The organism is Marinobacter alkalisoli (assembly GCF_045449855.1).
In the GTDB taxonomy this organism is placed as follows: domain Bacteria; phylum Pseudomonadota; class Gammaproteobacteria; order Pseudomonadales; family Oleiphilaceae; genus Marinobacter.
In genome coordinates this window covers 26,667-49,054 of sequence record NZ_JBJJLC010000042.1, presented here as the reverse complement: position 1 = coordinate 49,054, position 22,388 = coordinate 26,667, and the positions used below count along the sequence as shown (strand labels likewise).

The window sequence follows — 22,388 nt, the reverse complement described above, 5'->3', positions numbered from 1 at the left end:
AACGGATTTCAACCGTCGGAATGCATCTCCGCTTCCCCGGTGGTCGTTTCCTTGCGGGCGTGGCACGCAATGGGGTTGATCAGGGTGCCATGGAACTGGAGGTTGCCCGCCGGGTCCGCCAGGTCGATCATCTGCTGGTTGTTGGCCAGTTGCAGGCGGTTCAGGCAGGAGCGGGTGAATTCCGGAGCAAACAGGTCGTGGCGGCGGAACTTATCGGCCAGCTCCGGATGGGCTGCCTGGTAATCGTGAACGCAGTCCGCCACCAGCTGCCAGAAACGGGATTCGGGAAAATCCCCCTGTTCATCAAGAATGGCGGCCATGAAGCGGAAAATGCAGTCGAACAGGTCGGTGAAGATCGACAGCACCTTGAGGTCCTCCGGCACCTCCACCTGCAACCGTCGGACGTCTTCCGAGAGCAGGATATCGGTGTTCATGATCGCTGCTTCCTCGGCGATATCCTTCATGATGGCCCGTACCGGCACCTGATTTTCCAGCACCAGAATCAGGTTCTCACCGTGGGGCATGAACACCAGGTCGTGGGCGTAGAAACAGTGGAGCAGCGGGCTCATGTAGCCGTGCAGGAAGCGCTGTACCCAGCTCGCGGTGTCCAGTCCGGACGCGGCAATCATTGCCGGCAACAGGGCGTTGCCCTCGGCATCCACGTGTAACAGCCCGGCCATGGTCATCAGTTTCTGGTTGTCTTTGAGTTGCGGAATCGGGCTTTCCCGCCATAGCGCCGACAACATCTTGCGGTAGGGGCTGTACTTATCCACAGCCTCTTCGAAATGGGCATTGGTGTAGCCAATACCGGCCACTTCCCGTAACAGGCTGAAGCCGGTGCTGGCCAGGTACGGATCCTGATTCACCAGATCGTACAGGAATTCGTTAATGGCCGGCGTCGTACTCATGTAATAGGGCGATAAGCCGCGCATGAAGCCCATATTGAGAATGGAAAGTGCCGTCTTCACGTAGTGCCGGTTCGGTCGATCAGTGTTAAAGAACGTGCGGATGGATTGCTGGGCGCGGTAACGGTCCTGCCCCTCGCCCAGGTAAACCAGCTTTTCTGTGGCGATATCGGCTGCAAACACGTGGGCCAGTTTGTTGTACCACTGCCACGGGTGTACGGGCAGCAGGTAATAATCCTCCGGGTTCAAAGACCGTTGCTTCAGCAACGTCATGAAGGCTTCGAACTGCTCGTCTCCCAGCTCATCCCGTATCATTCCGGTGAACCCCCGGTCTTCGCTGCTGGCCACGGTGGTACTGTCCTTATGCGCGGCCACCCAGATCAGCCGGATCGGCGCGCCGGCTTCCGGAGCATAGGCCTGGTAATCGCGGGCATCGAAGCCGATGCGGCCGTTGTTGGCGACGAAGCAGGGGTGGCCTTCCATCATCGCGGATTCCAATTGCTGGAAATCCGCATCGACCAGAGAGGTCACATCAAGACCCGGACGTCTGTGTTTGAAGGCGCTGCCATAGAGGGTGCTGGCGATCTCTTCCAGGTAGGTCGGTAGCATGGCGTCCTGGATGCCCAGGGTTTGGCGAAACTCGATGATAAAGCGCATGGCGTCGATGTCGGTTTTCTCGCCAGCGACCTCTTTGCGGATGGACGACGGGTCAATGTGCCAGTGTTCCAGGGCGAGAACCTTGCCGAGGAAACGGTACTCGATGTCCGGATTGTCGGCGACTACCCGATATTCCTGCCAGCCATCCTGCTCTGACAGGGGTTCTGGCTGAAAAAGCTTTTCATGAGCAAACTCGCTGAGGGCTTTACGGACCAATAGCGTATTCACGTGTTGCCACAGCTCCGGTTGCAGGTGGTCGCAGGCCAGAGCGGGATTGTGGGTAAGGGAAACGGTTCGGTCGGTGGTCATGTTGGATTCCTTGAGCAGAGAGTTGTTGGCCATGGCTTGCTGGAACTGCGCATAGTTGCAGAACGCGAGGTGGGCCTGTTTGTCGGGTAGAGAAATGACCCGGTCGTACTGGAAACCGGCAAAGCGGTTCAGGTCATGGATGCGGTCGTTGCTGCCATCCGGCTCGACAACAATGCGCCGGGCGTCCAGGGCTTCGAACAGGAAACCCATGATCACGGTGAACACACCACGGGTGAATCCGCGAATGGGGTGAGCGGTAGGGGCGATCAGAATGTGCATGCCCAGATCGCCGGATTGCACCGGGTAGTGATCGGCCAGTGGTGATTGCTCCGGTTGATAAGTCTCCATCAGGAAAGCGGGCTGGCCATTGTGCAGACCGACAAAGGCATCCCCTTCCCCGGATGACCGCAGGGTGCGGTAAAACTCGTCAAGCTCGTTCTTTGACATGTCCTGCATGCCCCAGAAACGGGCGTGGTCGTCACTGAGCCACTGATGTATCAGTGACAGATCGTGCGGCAATCGCAAGGGGCGAATGCGGAACTGGCCCAGTGAAGGCAGGCATTGTTCGTAGTGGTAGGTAACATCGTTCATGATCATTCCCTGGTCAGGTGGACGGTTGTAACTCGCGACGGGTGCGGTGAAACAGCGCGCCGTAAACGGCCGCGGTGAATACCAGGCCCGCGGCGGCGACGGCAAAGGGTATTTGCAGGCCCAGTAGCCCCACCAGTCCGCCGGCGGATGAGGCCGCGGCCAGTACCCCCAGCTGCTGGAAGATATTGATCTTGCTGAAATCGGTGGCGTAGGACTCGGGTTGGCTGAGGGCGAACAGCAGCTGGTCCAACTGAACCGTGGCCTGGAACAGGGCCCAGCCAAACAGACAACGCCCGCTCAGAATCAGCCACTCCTGGTTCAGTCCCTGCAGGGCCAGGCCAACGCTGCCCAGCATCATGGCGGTCAGCAGACCGTCTCCCGGCGACCGGGTATGCCCCCTGCGGAAGTTGAGCCACAATGCCAGGATGGCGATTCCGGCCGGAATGGCGAACACCAGCCCGGAGAGGACTTCTCCCTCGGCCCCGGTGACCGATTCCCAGTAACGCACGAAGAACGGACGGGTGAGATAGGCACTGAAATAGAACAGGAACATCACCAATCCCAGCTTGTAGATGACGGTGGAGGTTACCCGGCTCTTTTCAGGCATCGCGGTTGACGGTTCCTCAAAGTCGGCCCGGGCATCGGGGCGACGGAGGAGATAGAGACAGACGCCGGTCTGGAGGAAATCGCTCACCGCCATCACCAGGAACACCTGACGGGGTTCGAACCACTGCAACACCACACCACCGAGCACCGCGCCGGCAATGCCGCCAATGTGCACCACCACCGACAACAGGCCGATGGTATTGCCATGGTTATCCTTACGTTCGGCGGCCATGATCATTGGGTAGACCAGCAGGTAACTGCCCTTGAACACCAGCATCACCAGGGACAGTATCCAGAAGGAGACCGGGGTCTCTGCCCAATAACAGAGGATGCTCAGCCCTCCGGCCGCCAGTTGCGTGGGGATCAGCAGCTGCAGTACCGGGATCCGCCGCGAGATCCTGGCCCACATTGGAAACGCCAGCACGATGGTGAGACAGCACGCGCTGAGGTAGAGCCCGATATGACCCGGGTCGGTGATTCCGAATACGCTGGCGAAAAAATGCGGATAGAAGGGCAGCAGCATGGAATCGCTGACCACCGCTGCAATGGTGATCCCCACCAGCCAGTGTTTGACGGAGATAGCCATACTACGCCGGCTCCATAAGCGAACCGGCGCCTTGTGTGGCACCGAGTGATTCGGGAGCACCGAATTGCTGGAAGGCGATGGATTGCTCTACGGCGTAGGGTTCCCGCCCGGTCAGTTCCCGCAATATCCAGGCATTGCGATAGCATGCCATGCCCAGATCGGGGGTGACGAACCCGTGGGTGTGCAATTCCGCATTCTGTACGAAAATTTCCTGCCCCTGGTGATCAATGCTGTAGTTGCGGCGGACCGCAAACCGGCCCTGGTCATCACGGCGGATACGGTCGGCAATGCCCTCGAGGAAGGCGGGTTCCCGGTACTGGTAGCCGGTGGCCAGTACCAGGCCGGCGGTGTTCAGCGCGAACGGCCGGTCCTGCTCCAGGTGGCGGAATGCCAGTTCGTGGTGCCCGCTGTCGTCACAGTAACGGGCGGATTCCAGTCTACTGTTGGTGAGCAGGTTAATCGGCACATCGGCCACCAGGCGCTTGGTGTACAGCAGATCGAAGATATCGTTGATCAAGTCGGTATTAATGCCCTTATAAAGGTGCTTCTGATGGGTCACCAGGTCATCGCGGGTGTCCTGCGGCAGGTCGTGAAAATAGTCCACGTACTCGGGAGACGTCATCTCCAGGGTCAGCTTGCTGTACTCCAGTGGAAAGAAACGGGGGGAGCGGGTGACCCAGTTCAATTGGTAGCCATGGCGGTCAATGTCCTGGAGCAGATCGTGGAATATCTCCGCTGCGCTTTGACCGCTTCCGAGCACGGTGATGGAGGGCTGTGCCTGCAGGTCAGACTTGTGATGGAGGTAGCCGGACGAGTGGATGGCGGAGCTGTCCAGTTGTTCACAGCAGGGCGGCACCGCCGGGCGCGGTCCGGTGCCCAGCACCAGCCGGCGGGCATGGAACTGCTGCTCCTTGCCGCTTTGGGTACAGCGCGCCCGCACCACGTAATGGTTGCTGGCGTCATCGTAATGGATGGCTTCCACCCGGGTGTTGAAGCGGACATTGCTTAATTGATCGGCGGCCCACTGGCAGTACTGGTTGTACTCGCGGCGCAACAGGAAAAAGCTCTCGCGAATGTAGAACGAGTAGATGCGGCCCTGGGCCTTGAGATAGTTGAGAAAGCTGTAGGGGCTGGTGGGATCCGCCAGGGTCACTAGGTCCGACAGGAACGGGGTTTGTAGCCGGGCGTTCTCCAGCATCATGCCGGGGTGCCAGTCAAACTGTGGGTTTTCATCCAGTACCAGTCCGCTCAGATCCTCCAGGGGTTCCGCGAGGCAGGCCAGGCCCAGGTTAAAGGGCCCAAGACCGATGGCAATGAAATCCAGGGTGTTATCCGACATGGGCGACCTCCATTGGCTGCTGGGTGGAATCGGGTGTGTGGGCGGACAGAGCGTCGGCGCCATGGCGCTTGATCAGGCGCAGTACCGCCTGGATATCCCGTATCCGGGTATTGGGGTTGAGCAGAGTGAACTTCAGATACTGCCGGCCGTGGACCCGGGTAGCGGCCACAAGGGCTTCCCCGGAACGCATCAGTGCCTTGCGAATCGACTGGTTGAGCTCGTCCAGTGCCACGTCGCTCATCACCATGTCGGGGTGGTAACGGAACACCAGGGTACTCAACTGGGGCTGGTGAAGGATCTCGATGTCGTTGTCCGACAGCAGCAACAGGTAAGCCTGGCGGGCCAGGTGGATGACCTGATCGAAAGCGGCACCAAGCGCTTCGGGCCCAAGGGCGCGGAGGGTCAGCCAGAGTTTGAGAGCGTCGAAACGGCGCGTGGTCTGCAGGCTCTTGTCCACCAGGTTGGGGGTGCCTTCCTGGCGTTGGCAGAGGGGGTTCAGGTATTCGGCGTGCCAGGTCACACACCCCAGGGTGTGTTTGTCGCGCACCAGCAGGGCGCTGCAACTGACGGGCTGGAGAAAGGATTTGTGGTAGTCGACAGTGACCGAGTCCGCCTGCTCGATACCTTTCATCAGGTGTCGATGGCGGGCGGAAGTCAGCAGGCCGCAGCCGTAGGCCGCATCAGCGTGAAGCCACAGGCCCTCACGCCGGCTCAATTCCGCTATCGGGGTAAGCGGATCTATACTGCCAAAATCCGTGGTGCCTGCGGTCGCCACCACCGCCATCGGCAGCAGTCCCTGGGCCCGGGTTTCCCCGATCGCCTGTGTCAGGGCGGAGAGGTCCATGCGATAGTAGTCATCGCAGGGTACCGGAACCACGGCGTCATAACCCAGTCCCAGCAGTGCCGCCGCTTTCTGGATACTGAAATGACTGACCTCGGAGCAGAAAATGCGAAATCGGTGGGCGTCCGGATGCAGACCCTGCTCCCGGGTGCTGTGCTGCCACAAGCGTTGAGACAGGTTGTCCCGGGCCAGCAACATGGCCATCAGGTTGGATTGGGTGCCGCCGCTGGTAAATACCCCGTCAGCGTCGCTGTCGAACCCGATGCGGTTGGCTGTCCAGTCGATCAGTCGTTGTTCAATAAAGGTACCGCCGCCACTCTGGTCCCAGGTGTCCACGGAGGTGTTGAACGAGGCCTGGATCAGCTCCGCGGTGATCGCGGGAATGGTAACCGGGCAGTTGAGGTGAGCGGTATAGTGGGGATGGTGGAAGTAGACGGCGTCTTCCAGGTAGAGCCGGTCAAGCTCCTTGAGGGCTTCGCCCATGCCGTTACAGGGCTGGTCCAGGTCCAGGTGTTCGAACCGTTTGGCCAGTTCCCCGGGCAGTATACCGCTGAAAGGACGCTTGACCGTTTTCATCCGGGCCTCGACCAGTTCCAGGCCCTGGAGCAGGCTGCTCCTGTAGTGAGTCAGGTTAGCGGTGTTGAACAGTAAAGGATCCGTCTTCGTTGGCTGTGGCGAGGACGGCGTGGTCAATGCAGTGCTTGAAAATGCAGGGTGATCAGACATGGGCTGGGTCGTCCGTTTGTTGATTGTCCTTACAGATGATTTATCAAACGATAAACAAGGTGCGAATGATTCTCAATAACTTATTGACCGATGTCAATGTTGCCAAACACGACAGTTAACCTGTTGACCGCGATAGGTTGACGGGGATAAAAAAAAGGGGGAGGTAAAAAAAGAGGAGCCGGGCGGCTCCTCTTTCAGGGCAGGATCCGGGAGGATCAGGCGGTAAAGCTCATGTCCTCCGCATCCAGCTGCATCAGGTTCTTACTGGGGCTGAGCATGCTGGTGGCGTGGGCCTGTGCGCGGGGCAACAGGCGTTCGTAATAGAACTCCGCGGTGGCCAGCTTGGCCTTGTAGAATTCCTCGGACTCGTCACCGCCGTTGTCCAGCTTGTCGGCTGCGACTGCCGCCTGACGCGCCCAGATGTAGGCCATGGACACATAACCGCTGTACATCAGGAAATCGTGGGCGGCGGAGCTGACCACATCCCGATCCTTGCGGGCCGCCAGCATCAGGCGAACGGTCAGCAGGTTCCATTGCGCGGTGAGCTTCAGCAGTTCCACCGCGAATGGCCGCAGGCGTTTGTCGGTCAGGTGCTTGCGGGCGAAGTTGGCGATGATCAGGGTGAACTCGCGCACTGCCCCGCCCTGGGTCATCAACAGCACCTTGCGGCCCAGCAGGTCCAGTGCCTGTATGCCGGTGGTGCCTTCGTACAGTGTGGCAATCCGGGTATCGCGGGCAATCTGTTCCATACCGTGTTCACGGATGTAACCGTGGCCGCCGAAGACCTGCATGCCGATATTCGCCGCCTCGTTACCCAGTTCGGTCAGAAAGCCCTTGAGGATCGGGGTCAGGAAGCCGAGCTTGTCGTCGTATTTGTCGGCTTTTTTCTCATCACCTTCCGCATAACCTTCCACCATGTGATCCGCCACCCGGGCCGCGTAGTACAGCATTCCGCGTCCACCTTCGGCGATGGCTTTCTGGGTCAGCAGCATGCGGCGGACATCGGCGTGGTGAATCAGCGCATCGGCGACATGTTCTGGATCTTTCTTGCCGGACAACGCACGCATGGAGCGACGCTCCTTGGCATAGTCCAGTGCCCACTGGTACGACAATTCCGCAGGGCCAACGCCCTGGATGGCGGTACCAATACGGGCGGAGTTCATGAAGGTGAACATACAGTTCAGGCCTTCGTTCTCGGGCCCGATCAGGAAAGCGGAGGCGTCATCGAAGTTCATCACGCAGGTCGCGGAGGCCTTGATGCCCATTTTCTTTTCCAGGCTGCCACAGGTCACGCCGTTGCGCTCGCCGACGCCACCGTTGCCGTCCGGCAGGAACTTGGGAACGATGAACAGGCTGATGCCCTTGGTGCCTTTGGGCGCATCCGGCAGCCGGGCCAGCACGATGTGGACAATGTTTTCGGTCAGGTCATGGTCACCGGAGGAAATGAAGATCTTGGTGCCGGTGAGCTTGTAGCTGCCATCGGCCTGGGGTTCGGCCCTGGTTTTCACCTGGCCCAGGTCGGTACCGCACTGGGGTTCGGTCAGGCACATGGTGCCGCCCCAGCGACCTTCCGTCAGCGGTGTCAGGTAGGTCTGTTTCTGGTCCTCGGAGCCATGCAGGTAAATGGTGTTCATGGCGCCCAGGGACAGGCCCGGGTACATCGAGAACGGCCAATTGGCGGTGCCCATCATTTCCTGCTTCAGCAGGCCCATGGAAGCCGGCAGGCCCTGACCGCCGTACTCTTCCGGCGCGGACAGGCCCTGCCAGCCACCCATGGCGTACTGTTCGTAGGCTTCCTTGTATCCCTTCGGCGTGGTGACCACACCATCTTCCAGCTTGCAGCCCTCTTCGTCGCCAGGCTGGTACAGCGGGCTGAGGACTTCCTCGCAGAACCTGCCGCACTCGCTGAGAATCGCCTCAACAATGTCCGGGGTGGCGTTTTCACCGCTCTTCAGTGAGGCGTAATGGCCCGGGTAGTCAAACACGTCGTTGAGCAGAAATTTCATGTCGCGCAGGGGCGCCTTGTAAACCGGCATAACAATACCTCTGTCCTGTCAGGGAATCGGGTGGAAGGCGACAGGCCCTCCGATGAGCAATGTTTTACGGCATTCAAACGGGTGTTCCATTGACGAAAACCGCCTGCCCGGCTGTCAAAAAGGACAATTGGCTGAAATGACGATGCCGGAGCCGGGCGTCATGAAGGGTTGATCGAAAACCCGGTGTTGGGCGTATTTTCAGCAAGATAACGTGCGAATGAATTCGGTTTCGGGAGTGTAAAAGTCATGCAAATACCCAGACCTTCGGCTGAACAGGCTGGCCCGCGATTGCCCTTATGGTTATTGTTGTCGTTACGGTTTCTGCCCCTAAAATCTCGTTTGAAAGCGAACTTTCCGCCCGAGGCGTGGTCTAGGATGGGTCAAGGGAAGCGGTGCTGTGCTGGTGATTACCAAAAACGATGAAGACTGATTGAGACACTTATGCTGAAGCAATGGCTGATCGCGCTGGTTCTGGTGGCTGTAGCAGTCGGTGGGGTCTTTGCCTACCGTTATTTTGATCAGGGCCTGGATGGCGGCGACCAGCGGGTCCGCCCGGCAAGCGTGGTCAATATCACCACACCGAGTCTGGAAACCGTTCGGGATCGGGTTAATGCGGTGGGCAGCCTGAAAGCGCTGGAAGCCGTTGAACTGACCACCGAGGTCAGTGGTCGCGTGGTGGAGCTGAACCTGCGCAGCGGCCAGCGGGTAGACCAGGGCGATCTGTTACTTCGCCTGGACGATCGCCAGGCGCGGGCGGACGTGCGGGTGTCCGAAGCCCAGATAGCGGATGCGCGGCGTCAGTATGACCGGGCCCGCAGCCTGCGTTCAAACAACAGCATTTCCCAGTCCCAGGTGGATGAACTGCGAACCACCCTGGACGTGGCGCAAGCTCAACTGGAAGCGGCGCGAACCCGTCTGGATAACCACCGCATTACTGCCCCGTTCAGCGGTGTCGTGGGGCTGAGTGATATCAGCCTGGGTGCTTACCTGGAATCCGGCACCGCCGTTGCGACCCTGGACTCCACTGATCGGATGGAGCTGGGTTTTGCCATTCCCGAACGGTTTCTGGGGCAGATCAACCTCGGGCAGCCGGTACTGGGTCGTTCCCCTGCCTTCCCGGATGAAAACTTCAGTGGTGAACTGGTGGAGCTGGGTACCCGCATCAGCGAACTGAGCCGTACCCTGCCGGTGAGGGCGTTGATTGATAACCCTGACGGCAAGCTCCGTCCCGGCCAGTTCATGTCAGCCAGCCTGACCCTGCGTGAGCGCGAGGCCCTAGTGATTCCGGAACAGGCGGTGCTGATGCGCGGTGCAGACAAGTATGTATTCATTGCCGAAGACGGCAAGGCGCGCCGGGTGTCCGTGACCCTTGGTTCACGTCAGCCGGGATGGGTGGAAGTATCGGACGGGCTGGCGGTGGATGATCCGGTCATCATCACCGGCCAGGACCGACTCAGCAGCGGCGATCGCATCGAAGTGGTGAAAGACGACAAGGCGATTCCGGATAACCGCTTTGCCACATCGCTGGAGTCGTAATCCATGATCCTGTCCGATGTGTCGATCAAGCGCCCGGTCTTTGCCACCGTTCTCAGCCTGTTAATCCTGGTTTTCGGCCTCGCCGCCCTGCTGGGGCTGCCGGTGCGGGAGTATCCGGATATCGATCCGCCGGTGGTGTCGATATCCACTGACTATATTGGCGCAGCCGCCGAAGTGGTGGATACCCAGATTACCCAGGTCATTGAAGGCGCGATCAGTGGTATCGAGGGCATCCGTTCCATCGAGTCCAGCACCGAGCAGGGTGAATCCCGCACCAGCATTGAATTCAACACCTCCCGCAACGTCGATATTGCCGCCAACGATGTCCGTGATGCAGTCTCCCGGATCAGCAACGAGCTCCCGGAAGAAGCCGATCCCCCAGTGGTGAGCAAGGCCGATTCCGATGCCCGCCCGATGATGTGGATAACACTTCGCAGCGACATCTGGGACAGCGCCGAACTGAGCGATTTTGCCGATCGTGTGCTGGCGGACCGGCTCTCGGTACTGGACGGTGTGGCCGATGTGCGTATTGGCGGCGAACGCCGCTATGCCATTCGTGTCTGGCTGGATCGTGAACGTCTCGCTGCCCGCGACATTACCGTGGCTGAAGTCGAACGCGCCTTGCGTGCGAACAATGTGGAACTGCCGGCGGGCTCGGTGGAGTCCGCCACCCGCGACTTCACCGTGCGCGCCGAAGGCCGGTTATCCACCGTGGAAGAATTCCGCGAGCTGGTGATCCGCCGTGACGGCAATGACCTGCTGCGCCTTGGCGAGGTAGCCAACGTCCAGATGGGTGTGGAATCGGACACCAGCCGCCTGCGGGCCAACGGCCAGACCGCGATTGGCATGGGGGTGATCCGGCAGTCCAAGGCCAACACCGTGGCGGTGTCGGACCGGGTGCAGGAGGAACTGGAGACTATCCGCGAGACCCTGCCGCCGGAAATCACCATTGCCGAAAGCTACGACGAATCCATTTTCATCCGCGCCTCCATCAAGGAAGTGATGATCACCCTGGCCATCGCGGTGTCTCTGGTGATCCTGGTCATTTTTGTATTCCTGCGCTCCTGGCGGGCCACCCTGATTCCGGCCGTGACCATTCCGGTGGCGGTGATCGGCGCCTTCATCGGCCTGGGCGCCCTGGGTTTTTCCATCAACGTGCTGACGCTGCTGGCGGTGATCCTCGCCATCGGTCTGGTGGTGGATGATGCCATCGTCATGCTGGAAAACATCCAGCGCCGTATTGATGACGGCGAGCCGCCATTGCTGGCCGCCTACCGCGGCGCCAAGCAGGTGGCGTTTGCGGTCATAGCGACGACCCTGACCCTGGTGGCAGTGTTCGTCCCCATTTCGTTTATGGGCGGCAATGTTGGCCGGCTGTTCGCGGAATTCGGCTTTACCCTGGCGGCCGCCGTGGTGGTCTCCAGCCTGGTGGCGCTGACACTGACACCAATGCTGTGTTCCAAATGGCTGAAACACAGTCCGGAAACCGAAGAGGGACACCGGCTCTGGAGTGCCTCCGAGAAAGTGTTGAATGGCCTCACCCATGGCTACGAACGCCTGCTGCGGTTCTCGCTGGGTCAGCCGGGTTTGCTGCTTGGCCTCGGGCTGGTGGGCATGGTGCTGATTGCGGTGGTGTTTCCCAAGCTGCCCCAGGAACTGGCGCCGATCGAAGATCGGGGTGTGATTATCATGCCGGTCAGCGCACCCCGGGGATCGACGGTGGAATACACCGATCATCACGTGAAAAAGGCCGAGGAACAGTTACTACCCTACCTGGAGGACGGGATTGCCGATCGTCTGCTCTCCATCGTCGGGTTCCGTAATGAGGCGGACAATGCCTTCATTATCATGGGGCTCACTCCCTGGGAACAGCGGGATATCAAGCAGCAACAGGTCACCAGCGAACTCCGGGGCAAGCTTGCCGGTATTCCCGGCATCCGCGCCGTGGCGGTGAATCCGCCGGGACTGGGGCAGCGGGGGTTCAACCAGCCGGTGGAAATCGTGGTTGGTGGTCCGGACTATGAATCGGTCCAGGCCTGGAGCGAGGAACTGCTGGAACGGGCCAAGGAGAACCCCGATCTGCTGAACCTGGAGACCGATTTCGAACTGACCCGACCGGAGTTGCGGGTGAATATCGACCGTGAACGGGCGGCGGACCTGGACATTACGGTGGAGGATGTGGGGCTGACCCTGCAGACCATGCTGGCGTCCCGCCAGGTGACCACCTATGTCGATCGCGGTCGGGAATACGACGTTATTGTGCAGGCGGCGGATGCCGACCGCGCCACGCCTGAGGACCTTGGCCAGGTCTTCCTCCGCCCCCGTGAGGGCGGTGCGCTGATTCCAATGGAAGCCCTGGTGTCGGTGCGTGAAATCGGCGCCAATCCCGACCTGCGGCGTATCGACCGCTTGCCGGCGGTGGTTATCAGCGGCTCGCTCGCCGACGGTTACGATCTGGGCTCGGCCCTCACGTACCTGAATAACCTGGCTGTGGATAATCTGCCCCCGGAGGCCCGCATCAGCTACAAGGGGCTCAGCCGTGAATTCCAGGATTCCTCGGCGGCCATTTACCTGACTTTCGGGCTGGCCTTCGTCATCGTCTTCCTGGTGTTGGCGGCGCAGTTCGAAAGCTGGATACACCCGCTGATCATCATGCTGTCGGTCCCGCTGGCGGTCACCGGCGCGCTGTTTGCGCTGTATTGGGCCGGCATCAGCCTGAACATATACAGCCAGATTGGTATCGTCATGCTGCTGGGGCTGATGGCCAAGAACGGCATCCTGATCGTGGAGTTCGCCAACCAGCTCCGGGACAAGGGCTATGAGGTCCGGGATGCCATCCTTGAAGGGGCTATCCTGCGCTTCCGGCCGGTACTGATGACCACCATTTCGACGGTGTTTGGCGCCATACCGCTGGTGATCGCTACCGGTGCCGGTGCTGAAAGCCGCGCTTCCATCGGTGTGGTGATCCTGGGCGGGCTGGTATTCGCCACCACCCTGACCCTGTTCATCATCCCGGTGCTGTACAACCTGCTGGCACGCTTTGCCAAGTCCACCAACGCGGTGGCGGTGGAGTTGGAGAAGCAGGCCAGCCAGTCCGGTGGCGGCCAGGGGCTGGCAACTGCGCCACAAAAGCGGGCGGATGATTTCTGACCGGATTTTGCCCGTTCCCTGTCTGTCAGCTGTGGATAAAGGTTTGAATAAGCTACGGACAAGCGTTGGACGAATATAATTGAATTCAATAAAAACAATAAGTTATTGTGCATTTTCGGCTGTATAATAAGTGTTCTTGCATGTGGATAACTTTCTTGAAAACTTTTCTGAGAAGAGTTTTCCAAACCACTGAAAATATAACGATTTCTGTTTCGCTGTTGTCCCGCCGGGCATGTCGCGTGGCCTCTTCGGCATGGTTGTCCGGGCGTCGGTTTTCATTGCAAGTCGATCTGGTTAAAATTTGCACATTCTGACTGCATTTTCCGGGGCAAGGCGTTATACTCCCCGCCCTGTTTTTATCCCCCGATTTCCGAGGTGAACTGTGGATTTTCCGAGCCGTTTCGATGTCATTGTCATTGGTGGTGGCCATGCCGGTACCGAGGCCGCGCTGGCGGCCGCACGCATGGGTTCGCAAACCCTGCTGCTGACCCACAACATTGAGACCCTGGGACAGATGTCCTGCAATCCGGCCATTGGTGGCATTGGCAAGAGTCATCTGGTCAAGGAAATCGATGCCCTCGGGGGCGCCATGGCCGAGGCCACGGATCAGGCCGGTATCCAGTTCCGCGTGCTGAACAGCCGCAAAGGGCCTGCGGTGCGTGCCACCCGTGCCCAGGCGGATCGGGTGCTGTACAAGGCGGCCATCCGTCATACCCTGGAAAACCAGCCCAACCTGACCCTGTTCCAGCAGGCGGCGGACGATCTGATTGTGGAAAACGATCAGGTCACCGGCGTGGTCACCCAGACCGGTATCCGCTTCAATGCCCGGACGGTGGTGCTGACCACCGGCACCTTCCTGGGCGGAGTTATCCACATCGGCATGCAGCAGCATTCCGGCGGTCGTGCCGGCGATGCACCGGCCAACGCCCTGGCCAAGCGCCTGCGGGAGCTGCCGTTCAACGTTGGTCGCCTGAAGACCGGTACCCCACCACGAATCGACGCCCGGTCTGTGGATTTCTCGGTGATGCAGGAACAGTGGGGTGATGATCCCACCCCGGTCATGTCATTCATCGGCAGTCGCAACCAGCATCCCGAGCAGGTGTGCTGTTACGTCACCCGTACCACCGAGCAGACTCACGACATCATCCGCAGCGGCTTCGACCGTTCGCCGATGTTTGCCGGCAACATCGAGGGTATTGGTCCCCGTTACTGCCCGTCCATCGAGGACAAGGTCAACCGTTTTGCCGACAAGGACTCCCACCAGATCTTTGTGGAACCGGAAGGGCTGACCACCAACGAGCTCTACCCCAACGGTATTTCCACCAGCCTGCCGTTTGACATCCAGCTGGCGGCGGTGCGTTCCATCCCGGGGTTCGAGAATGCCCATATTACCCGGCCCGGTTACGCCATTGAGTATGACTTCCTGAACCCCCAGGATCTGCGCCATACCCTGGAAACCAAGTTTATCCAGGGCCTGTATTTTGCCGGCCAGATCAATGGTACCACCGGCTATGAAGAAGCCGGTGCCCAGGGCCTGCTGGCAGGCATCAACGCCGCTCTGAAAGCCCAGGAAAAAGACGAGTGGTACCCGCGCCGCGACGAGGCCTATCTGGGCGTACTGGTGGACGACCTGATTACCATGGGCACCTCCGAGCCCTACCGCATGTTCACCAGTCGTGCCGAATACCGGCTGATCCTGCGGGAAGACAATGCCGACCTGCGCCTGACCGAAACCGGTCGCAAGCTGGGCCTGGTGAACGACGACCGCTGGCAGAAGTTCAACAACAAGCGCGACGCCATTGCCAGCGAGCGCAGCCGCCTGGAATCCACCCGGATTCACCCGAATACTGACGCCGGTGAGCGGGCCAACGGGTTCCTCAAGCAACCGATGGCCCGCGACCAGTCCCTGGCGGAACTGCTGCGTCGTCCCGAAATTGTCTACAAACACATTGCCGAGATCGGCGCGGCGCAGGCGGACGATCCGGTGGTGGCTGACCAGGTGGAAATCGAGATCAAGTACGAGGGGTACATTTCCCGTCAGACCGACGAGATCGAGCGCCTGCGCCGTAACGAAAATACCGCGTTGCCGGTGGATCTGGACTACGATGCTATTGGCGGCCTGTCCAACGAGATCAAGCAGAAGCTCAAGACCGTACGGCCGGAAACCGTGGCCCAGGCTTCGCGCATCCAGGGCGTGACGCCGGCGGCGGTGTCCCAGTTGCTGGTGCACCTGAAAAAGCGCGACCTGTTGCGCAAGCAGACGGCCTGATCCGCGCTTATGAGTGACGCACTCTGGCAGCGCCAGCTCGAGGACGGGCTGGCGGACATGGGGCTTGACCTCGACGCACACCAGCAGCAGCAACTGCTGGCCTTTCTGGCGTTGTTGAACAAGTGGAACCGCGCCTACAATCTCACGGCGGTGCGTGATCCCCGGGACATGGTGTCACGCCAGCTGCTGGACAGCCTCAGCATCCTGTCATTTGTGACCACGGAGCATCTGCTGGACGTGGGCGCCGGCGGTGGCCTGCCCGGGATTCCCCTGGCCATTGCCCTGCCGGACAAGCGGTTCACCCTGCTCGACAGCAACAGCAAGAAAACCCGGTTCCTGACCCAGTGTGTGCTGGAGCTGGGTCTGGAGAATGTCGAGATCATTCACGGCCGCGCCGAGAGCTGCGATCCCGACCTCCGGTTCCGCCAGGTCAGCAGCCGGGCCTTTACCGCGCTGGAGAACCTGGTGACCTGGTGCGGGGATTTATTGGCAGATGATGGTGAGTTCCTTGCCATGAAAGGCCAGTTTCCGGATGATGAAGTAGCTGCGCTTCCGGCTGGATGGCAGGTAAAATCCCGCCATCCGTTGCACGTGCCCGCCTCAGACGGCGAACGGCACCTGCTGGTGATCGACCGGGCGGCGCAGTCCCAGTAATCCAGTATCAAGGAGGCAAGACATGGCGCGTGTGATTGCAGTGACCAATCAGAAAGGCGGTGTGGGTAAAACCACCACCTGCGTTAATCTTGCCGCCTCCCTGGCCGCGACCAAGCGCCGGGTGTTGCTGGTGGATATGGATCCCCAGGGCAACGCCACCATGGGCAGTGGTGTGGATAAAAATGCCCTGGAACTGTCCGGTTATGACATGCTGACCAAGCGTGCCACTGCCGCCGAAGTGACCTTCCTGGCCGAGGCCTCCGGGTTTGACCTGTTACCCGCCAATGGCGACCTGACCGCCGCGGAAGTGGAGCTGATGAACGAGATCGGTCGCGAACACCGCCTGCGTCTGGCCCTCAATACCGTTCGTGACAACTACGATTACATCCTGATCGACTGCCCGCCGTCCCTCAGCCTGCTGACCGTCAACGCCCTGTCCGCCGCGGACACCGTGTTGATTCCCATGCAGTGTGAGTACTACGCCCTGGAGGGGCTGGCGGCATTGATGAATACCGTTGAACAGATTCAGGAAACGGTGAACCCCAACCTGCAGATCGAGGGTATCCTGCGTACCATGTACGATCCCCGCAACAGCCTGACCCTCGACGTGTCCGGTCAGCTCAGCGAGTATTTCGGTGACAAGGTCTACCGGGCGGTGATTCCCCGTAATGTGCGCCTGGCGGAAGCGCCCAGTTATGGCGTGCCGGCGCTGAAATATGATCGTGCCTCCAAAGGGGCTGTGGCGTATCTGGCATTGGCCGGAGAAATGGTCCGTCGCCACAAAGCGCAAAAGACATCCACGGCCGTTGCCGTGTAGACTACCTTTCCTTTGCACACTGATTTTCACTGGGAAGAATGACAGACACCATGGCGGCGAAGAAACGAGGACTGGGTGAACGTGGACTGGGCGCCCTGCTACAGGGCTCCAGGGTCAATCTGGATCAGGAGCTCCATGACCACGACGGTGAACTCCGCGAGGTGCCGATTGACCTGATTCAGCGTGGCCGTTTCCAGCCCCGTCGTGATATGGACCCGGCCGCCCTGCAGGAACTGGCGGATTCTATTCGCCAGCAGGGTGTCATGCAGCCGGTCGTCGTCCGCCCGATTGCAGAGGGTCGCTACGAGCTGATCGCTGGTGAACGTCGCTGGCGGGCCACCCAGATGGCCGAGTTGGACAGCATTCCCGCCATCATCCGCGATGTGCCGGACGAAGCCGCCATCGCCATGGCGCTGATCGAGAACATCCAGCGCGAGAACCTCAACCCCATTGAAGAAGCGTTCGCTCTGCAGCGGCTGCAGGACGAATTCGGCCTGACCCAGGCCCAGGTAGCGGAAGCGGTGGGTAAAAGCCGCACCACCATCACCAATCTGTTGCGCCTGATCGGCCTGACCGAAGACGTTCGCCTGATGCTGGAACACGGTGACCTGGAGATGGGCCATGGCCGCGCCATGCTGACACTGCAGCCGGAACAGCAGATGCAGGTGGCGAAACAGGTGGTGGCCAAATCGCTGTCGGTTCGTCAGACCGAGGCGCTGGTTCGCCGCGTGCAGCAGGAAACGCCGGATCGCAAGAAGTCCCGGGGCGAAGTGGATCCGAACATTCGCGCGCTGCAGGACGATCTTGCCGAACGCCTGGGTGCGCGGGTATCCATTGATCATGGCCAGAGAGGCAAGGGCAAACTGGTGATCGAATACAGCTCCCTCGACGAACTGGATGGGATTTTGGGCCACATCCGATAAGGTTTGTAACATTTCATCCCAAAGTACCGTTTGAGCCTGAAACCACCACATGTCGTGATTGTGATGGTTAGGCAGCACAACTTGTGTGAAGTTGCTGTGATCTGGCGAGAATTCTGGTTATTTTTCCACCAAATTTTCCCATCGGTTCTGTTGAACACCTATCGGTTAACACATATAATTTCGCGCGCTTGGAATGACAGCAGGTGGTATGAGTAATAACCGATCACGAATCACCCGCTTGCCTCTGGCCCGATGGTTGGCCATTGAGTTTACCTTTATCGTCATTCTGAGCCTGTTATGGACTATTGAAAGTCGTTTGGCCGGGTATTCCGCTTTTGTGGGCGGTCTTATATTTGTCATACCAAACGCGTATTTTGCCCACCGGATGTACCGGTTTGAAGGCGCCCGACAGGCGCACCTGATGGTGGGAAACATGTTCCGGGCGGAAAGCATCAAGATCGCCCTTACCGCAGTGTTTTTTGCGGCCGTTTTCATCTTAATGGAGCCAGTACACGTACCGGCTCTGTTATTCACTTTTGCTGTGATGGTTGTGATGAGTGCAGTGTTGCGCTTCCTCATCCGGCCGCAACCACAGCGATGACTGGACGAGAGCAGTATGGCAGCTGATACCCCAGTAGAGTATATAAAGCACCACCTAACGAACCTCACCTACGGCAAACTCCCGGAAGGCTACGAGCGCGCGGACGGTACCCTTGTCGATGAAGCCACCTGGACGTTCGCACGAACTGCCCAGGAAGCTTCGGACATGGGCTTCATGGCGTTTCACGTAGACACCCTGGGCTGGTCCCTGTTCATGGGTATTCTCTTCCTCGGCTTGTTCCGCTTTGCGGCCAAGCGTGCAACCACCGGCGTACCAACTGGCCTGCAGAACGTGGTGGAGATGACCGTTGAATTTATCCAGGGCGTGGTGAGAGACGGTTTCCACGCCCGCAATCCGCTGATTGCGCCGCTGGCACTGACGGTCTTCGTCTGGATCCTGCTGATGAACACCCTGAAGCTGATCCCGGTCGACTACATCCCCACCATTGCCCACGCGATGGGACTGGAATACTTCAAGATCGTGCCGACCACCGATCCCAATGGTACCTTCGGTATCTCCCTCGGCGTGTTCCTGCTGATTATCTTCTACAGCCTGAAAGTGAAAGGCATCGGCGGCTTCGCCAAGGAACTGTCCATGCAGCCCTTTAACCACTGGCTGCTGATACCGTTCAACCTGTTCCTGGAAGTGCTGGTACTCATCGTTAAACCGATCAGTCTGGCATTGCGTCTGTTCGGCAACATGTACGCCGGTGAGGTCATATTTATCCTGATTGCGCTGCTGCCGCTGTGGGCCCAATGGACGCTGAACGTACCCTGGGCCATCTTCCATCTTTTGGTAATTACGCTGCAGGCCTTTATCTTTACAACGCTGACTGTGGTATATCTCAGCGCGGCGCACGAAGATCACTGATTAAAACGCTTTAAAACACAAACCCTTAACTATCTGAGAAAACTGAGGAGTCTTCAATGGAAATGGTATTTATTGCAGCAGCGATCATCATCGGTCTGGGCGCTCTGGCTACTGGCATCGGCTTCGGCCTGCTGGGCGGCAAGCTGCTCGAGTCCACTGCACGTCAGCCGGAAATGGCTAACCAGCTGCAAACCAAGACATTCATCATGGCTGGTCTGCTTGACGCGGTTCCGATGATCGGCGTTGGTATCGCGATGTACCTGATCTTCGTTGTTGCTGGTTAATCAGCCGTAAGATGCGGGCGCTGCGTCACTGAATTGAGGTCGCGCCCGATTTTCCGGACACCAGGACGCAACGAATAGCAAGAGGTATATTGCCGTGAATATAAACCTTACGTTGATAGGGCAATCGATTGCCTTCGCTATTTTCGTCTGGTTCTGCGTCAAATATGTATGGCCGCCGATTACCGCGGCCATGGAAGCGCGCCAGAAGAAAATTGCCGACGGCCTTTCTGCCGCAGATCGGGCATCCCTCGATCTGGAACTTGCGCAGGAGAAAGCCTCCAAGGAACTGCACAAGGCGAAAGAAGAAGCTGCAGCCCTGATTGACCAGGCCAACAAGCGTGCCGCCCAGATTGTCGAGGCGTCCAAAGACGATGCCCGCAAGGAAGGCGATCGGCTTATTGAGCAGGCCAGGGCGGAAATTCAACAGGAGCGTATTCAGGCTCGCGACGCACTGAGAGCAGAAGTGGCAGCACTTGCCGTTGCCGGTGCCGAGAAGATTCTGGAAACCTCTGTAGACGCCAAAGCTCACAGCGAGATGCTGGAAAAGCTGGCCGCAGAACTCTAAAAGAGGGTCATCATGGCAGAACTGACAACGTTAGCCCGACCCTACGCGAAAGCCGTTTTTGGCGCCGCGCAAGACCAGAACGCCGTTGATCTCTGGGATCAGGCTCTGGCTTTCGCCGCTCAGGTTGCGGCTGACCAAGAGGTAAAGAACATCCTGGCCAATCCCGGCCTGTCTGAGCAACGCAAGGCGGAACTCTTCGCTGACTGTTTTGAAGAGCCGCTGCCTGAAGCACTCAGAAACTTCCTGTTGATTCTTGCTGAAAGCAAGCGTCTGGCCCTGCTGCCGGAAGTTTCAGCCCTGTTCAACCTGTACCGTGCGGATCTTGAACGCACTGTAAACCTTCAGGTGAGCACGGCGTTTGAAATGACCGCGGAACAACAGCAGCAGCTAATCGACGCGCTGTCCAAAAAGCTGGAGCGCAAGGTGACCCTGGAAACCGCAGTGGATCAGTCCCTGATCGGCGGTGCAGTAGTAAACACGGGTGACCTGGTTATAGACGCTTCAGTCCGAGGCAAGCTGGCCAAGATGGCCAAGTCTCTGGGCTCCTGATTTCAGCACAAGGTTTGAGGACAAAGGCATGCAGCAACTGAATCCATCCGAGATCAGTGACATCATCAAGAAGAGAATCGAAAAGCTCGATATCTCTTCCGATGCTAAGAACGAAGGTACGATTCTTTCCGTTTCCGACGGTATCGTACTGATCCACGGTCTTGCCGACGTTATGTACGGTGAGATGATTGAATTTGCCAACGGCACTTACGGCATGGCGCTGAACCTGGAGCGCGATTCTGTTGGTGCGGTTGTACTGGGTGACTACGAAGATCTGGCTGAAGGCCAGAAAGTTCGTTGTACCGGTCGTATCCTGGAAGTTCCGGTTGGTCCGGAACTGATGGGTCGCGTGGTCGACGGTCTGGGTAACCCGATTGACGGCAAGGGCGAGCTGGGCACTTCCCAGACCTCTCCGGTCGAGAAGGTTGCACCGGGCGTTATCGCCCGTCAATCCGTTGATGAGCCGGTACAGACCGGTCTCAAAGCGATCGATACCATGGTTCCGATCGGTCGTGGTCAGCGTGAGCTGATCATCGGTGACCGTCAGATCGGTAAGACCGCGGTTGCGATCGACGCGATCATCAACCAGAAGAACACCGGCATCAAGTGTATCTACGTTGCCGTTGGCCAGAAGCAGTCTTCCATCGCAGCGGTAGTCCGCAAGCTGGAAGAGCACGGCGCCATGGACCACACCATCGTGGTTGCCGCCGGTGCCGCCGACCCGGCCTCGATGCAGTTCCTCGCCCCGTACTCCGGTACCTCCATGGGTGAGTACTTCCGTGACCGTGGTGAAGACGCCCTGATCATTTACGATGACCTGTCCAAGCAGGCCGTCGCTTACCGTCAGATCTCCCTGCTGCTGCGTCGTCCGCCGGGCCGTGAAGCCTTCCCGGGTGACGTATTCTACCTGCACTCACGTCTGCTGGAGCGCGCATCCCGCGTGAACGCTGACTACGTAGAGCAGCTGACCAATGGCGAAGTGAAAGGCCAGACCGGTTCCCTGACCGCCCTGCCAATCATCGAGACCCAGGCCGGTGACGTATCCGCGTTCGTACCGACCAACGTGATCTCCATTACTGACGGTCAGATCTTCCTGGAAACCAACCTGTTCAACTCCGGCATCCGTCCGGCGATGAACGCCGGTATCTCCGTATCCCGGGTAGGTGGTTCAGCCCAGACCAAGATCATGAAGAAGCTCGGCGGTAACATCCGTCTGGCCCTCGCCCAGTACCGTGAACTGGCGGCGTTCGCCCAGTTCGCCTCTGACCTGGACGAAGCCACCCGGAAGCAGCTTGAGCACGGTCAGCGCGTTACCGAGCTGATGAAGCAGAACCAGTACAGCCCGATGTCCGTCGCGGAAATGGGTACCGTACTGTTCGCAGCTAACGAAGGTTTCCTGGACGATGTCGAGGTTAACAGTGTGGTTAAGTTCGAAGCGCAACTGCTGGACTGGATGCGTTCCGAACAGAAAGAACTGCTCGACAAGATCGGTGAAGACGGTAATTTCAACGACGAAATTACTGCCGGCCTGAAAGCTGCTCTGGAAAAATTCAAGACCACTCAAAGCTGGTAAG

Annotated in this window: 17 protein-coding genes; 12 read left to right on the top strand and 5 right to left on the bottom strand. The window is 59.0% G+C overall.

Annotated features, from left to right (window positions below; translation table 11 throughout):
• Nucleotides 1-8: 8 nt before the first annotated feature.
• The 5 genes from ACJO5Y_RS16580 to ACJO5Y_RS16560 form a co-directional block, all read right to left on the bottom strand.
• Nucleotides 9-2,462, bottom strand: coding sequence for a GNAT family N-acetyltransferase (locus ACJO5Y_RS16580; RefSeq protein WP_406988771.1), 2,454 nt, complete (start codon nucleotides 2,460-2,462; stop codon nucleotides 9-11).
• Between the two features lie 13 nt (nucleotides 2,463-2,475).
• Complete coding sequence (locus tag ACJO5Y_RS16575; RefSeq protein WP_406988770.1) at nucleotides 2,476-3,654, bottom strand: MFS transporter; 1,179 nt, start codon at nucleotides 3,652-3,654, stop codon at nucleotides 2,476-2,478.
• Between the two features lies 1 nt (nucleotide 3,655).
• A complete protein-coding gene (locus ACJO5Y_RS16570) occupies nucleotides 3,656-4,993 on the bottom strand; it encodes a lysine N(6)-hydroxylase/L-ornithine N(5)-oxygenase family protein (protein ID WP_406988769.1) in 1,338 nt (445 codons plus the stop codon).
• Nucleotides 4,983-6,560: a pyridoxal phosphate-dependent decarboxylase family protein gene (locus tag ACJO5Y_RS16565; protein WP_406988767.1), complete on the bottom strand. Its 1,578-nt coding sequence runs from the start codon at nucleotides 6,558-6,560 to the stop codon at nucleotides 4,983-4,985. Before ACJO5Y_RS16565 ends, ACJO5Y_RS16570 begins: the two co-directional genes overlap by 11 nt.
• 215 nt (nucleotides 6,561-6,775) lie before the next feature.
• The gene (locus tag ACJO5Y_RS16560; RefSeq protein ID WP_406988766.1) at nucleotides 6,776-8,596 is read right to left on the bottom strand and encodes an acyl-CoA dehydrogenase C-terminal domain-containing protein; all 1,821 of its coding nucleotides are present in this window, start codon (nucleotides 8,594-8,596) and stop codon (nucleotides 6,776-6,778) included.
• Between the two features lie 441 nt (nucleotides 8,597-9,037).
• Here ACJO5Y_RS16560 and ACJO5Y_RS16555 point away from each other — a divergent pair, with 441 nt between their 5' ends.
• From ACJO5Y_RS16555 to atpA, 12 genes are all read left to right on the top strand, one after another.
• Complete coding sequence (locus ACJO5Y_RS16555; protein ID WP_406988764.1) at nucleotides 9,038-10,132, top strand: efflux RND transporter periplasmic adaptor subunit; 1,095 nt, start codon at nucleotides 9,038-9,040, stop codon at nucleotides 10,130-10,132.
• Nucleotides 10,133-10,135: 3 nt separating this feature from the next.
• Nucleotides 10,136-13,282, top strand: coding sequence for an efflux RND transporter permease subunit (locus tag ACJO5Y_RS16550; RefSeq protein WP_406988762.1), 3,147 nt, complete (start codon nucleotides 10,136-10,138; stop codon nucleotides 13,280-13,282).
• A 382-nt stretch (nucleotides 13,283-13,664) separates the two neighbouring features.
• Nucleotides 13,665-15,551 carry a tRNA uridine-5-carboxymethylaminomethyl(34) synthesis enzyme MnmG gene (gene mnmG, locus ACJO5Y_RS16545; protein ID WP_406988760.1) on the top strand — a complete coding sequence of 629 codons (1,887 nt, stop codon included), beginning with the start codon at nucleotides 13,665-13,667 and terminating at the stop codon, nucleotides 15,549-15,551.
• 9 nt (nucleotides 15,552-15,560) lie between these two features.
• Complete coding sequence (rsmG, locus tag ACJO5Y_RS16540) at nucleotides 15,561-16,205, top strand: 16S rRNA (guanine(527)-N(7))-methyltransferase RsmG (protein WP_406988758.1); 645 nt, start codon at nucleotides 15,561-15,563, stop codon at nucleotides 16,203-16,205.
• A 22-nt stretch (nucleotides 16,206-16,227) separates the two neighbouring features.
• On the top strand, nucleotides 16,228-17,022 hold the full coding sequence (locus ACJO5Y_RS16535; RefSeq protein ID WP_406988756.1) for a ParA family protein: 795 nt from the start codon (nucleotides 16,228-16,230) through the stop codon (nucleotides 17,020-17,022).
• Between the two features lie 50 nt (nucleotides 17,023-17,072).
• The gene (locus ACJO5Y_RS16530; protein WP_406988755.1) at nucleotides 17,073-17,945 is read left to right on the top strand and encodes a ParB/RepB/Spo0J family partition protein; all 873 of its coding nucleotides are present in this window, start codon (nucleotides 17,073-17,075) and stop codon (nucleotides 17,943-17,945) included.
• 193 nt (nucleotides 17,946-18,138) lie between these two features.
• Complete coding sequence (locus ACJO5Y_RS16525) at nucleotides 18,139-18,546, top strand: ATP synthase subunit I (RefSeq protein WP_406988753.1); 408 nt, start codon at nucleotides 18,139-18,141, stop codon at nucleotides 18,544-18,546.
• 15 nt (nucleotides 18,547-18,561) lie between these two features.
• Nucleotides 18,562-19,416: a F0F1 ATP synthase subunit A gene (atpB, locus tag ACJO5Y_RS16520; RefSeq protein WP_406988751.1), complete on the top strand. Its 855-nt coding sequence runs from the start codon at nucleotides 18,562-18,564 to the stop codon at nucleotides 19,414-19,416.
• Nucleotides 19,417-19,472: 56 nt separating this feature from the next.
• Nucleotides 19,473-19,700 (top strand): F0F1 ATP synthase subunit C, encoded by a 228-nt coding sequence (atpE, locus tag ACJO5Y_RS16515; RefSeq protein ID WP_203299202.1) that lies wholly within the window; start codon nucleotides 19,473-19,475, stop codon nucleotides 19,698-19,700.
• A gap of 94 nt (nucleotides 19,701-19,794) precedes the next feature.
• Nucleotides 19,795-20,265 (top strand): F0F1 ATP synthase subunit B, encoded by a 471-nt coding sequence (locus ACJO5Y_RS16510; RefSeq protein WP_406988749.1) that lies wholly within the window; start codon nucleotides 19,795-19,797, stop codon nucleotides 20,263-20,265.
• A gap of 12 nt (nucleotides 20,266-20,277) precedes the next feature.
• Entirely contained in the window at nucleotides 20,278-20,814 is a 537-nt protein-coding gene (locus ACJO5Y_RS16505; protein ID WP_406988747.1) for a F0F1 ATP synthase subunit delta, read from the top strand.
• 28 nt (nucleotides 20,815-20,842) lie between these two features.
• On the top strand, nucleotides 20,843-22,387 hold the full coding sequence (gene atpA / locus ACJO5Y_RS16500) for a F0F1 ATP synthase subunit alpha (protein WP_406988746.1): 1,545 nt from the start codon (nucleotides 20,843-20,845) through the stop codon (nucleotides 22,385-22,387).
• Nucleotide 22,388 lies beyond the last annotated feature (1 nt).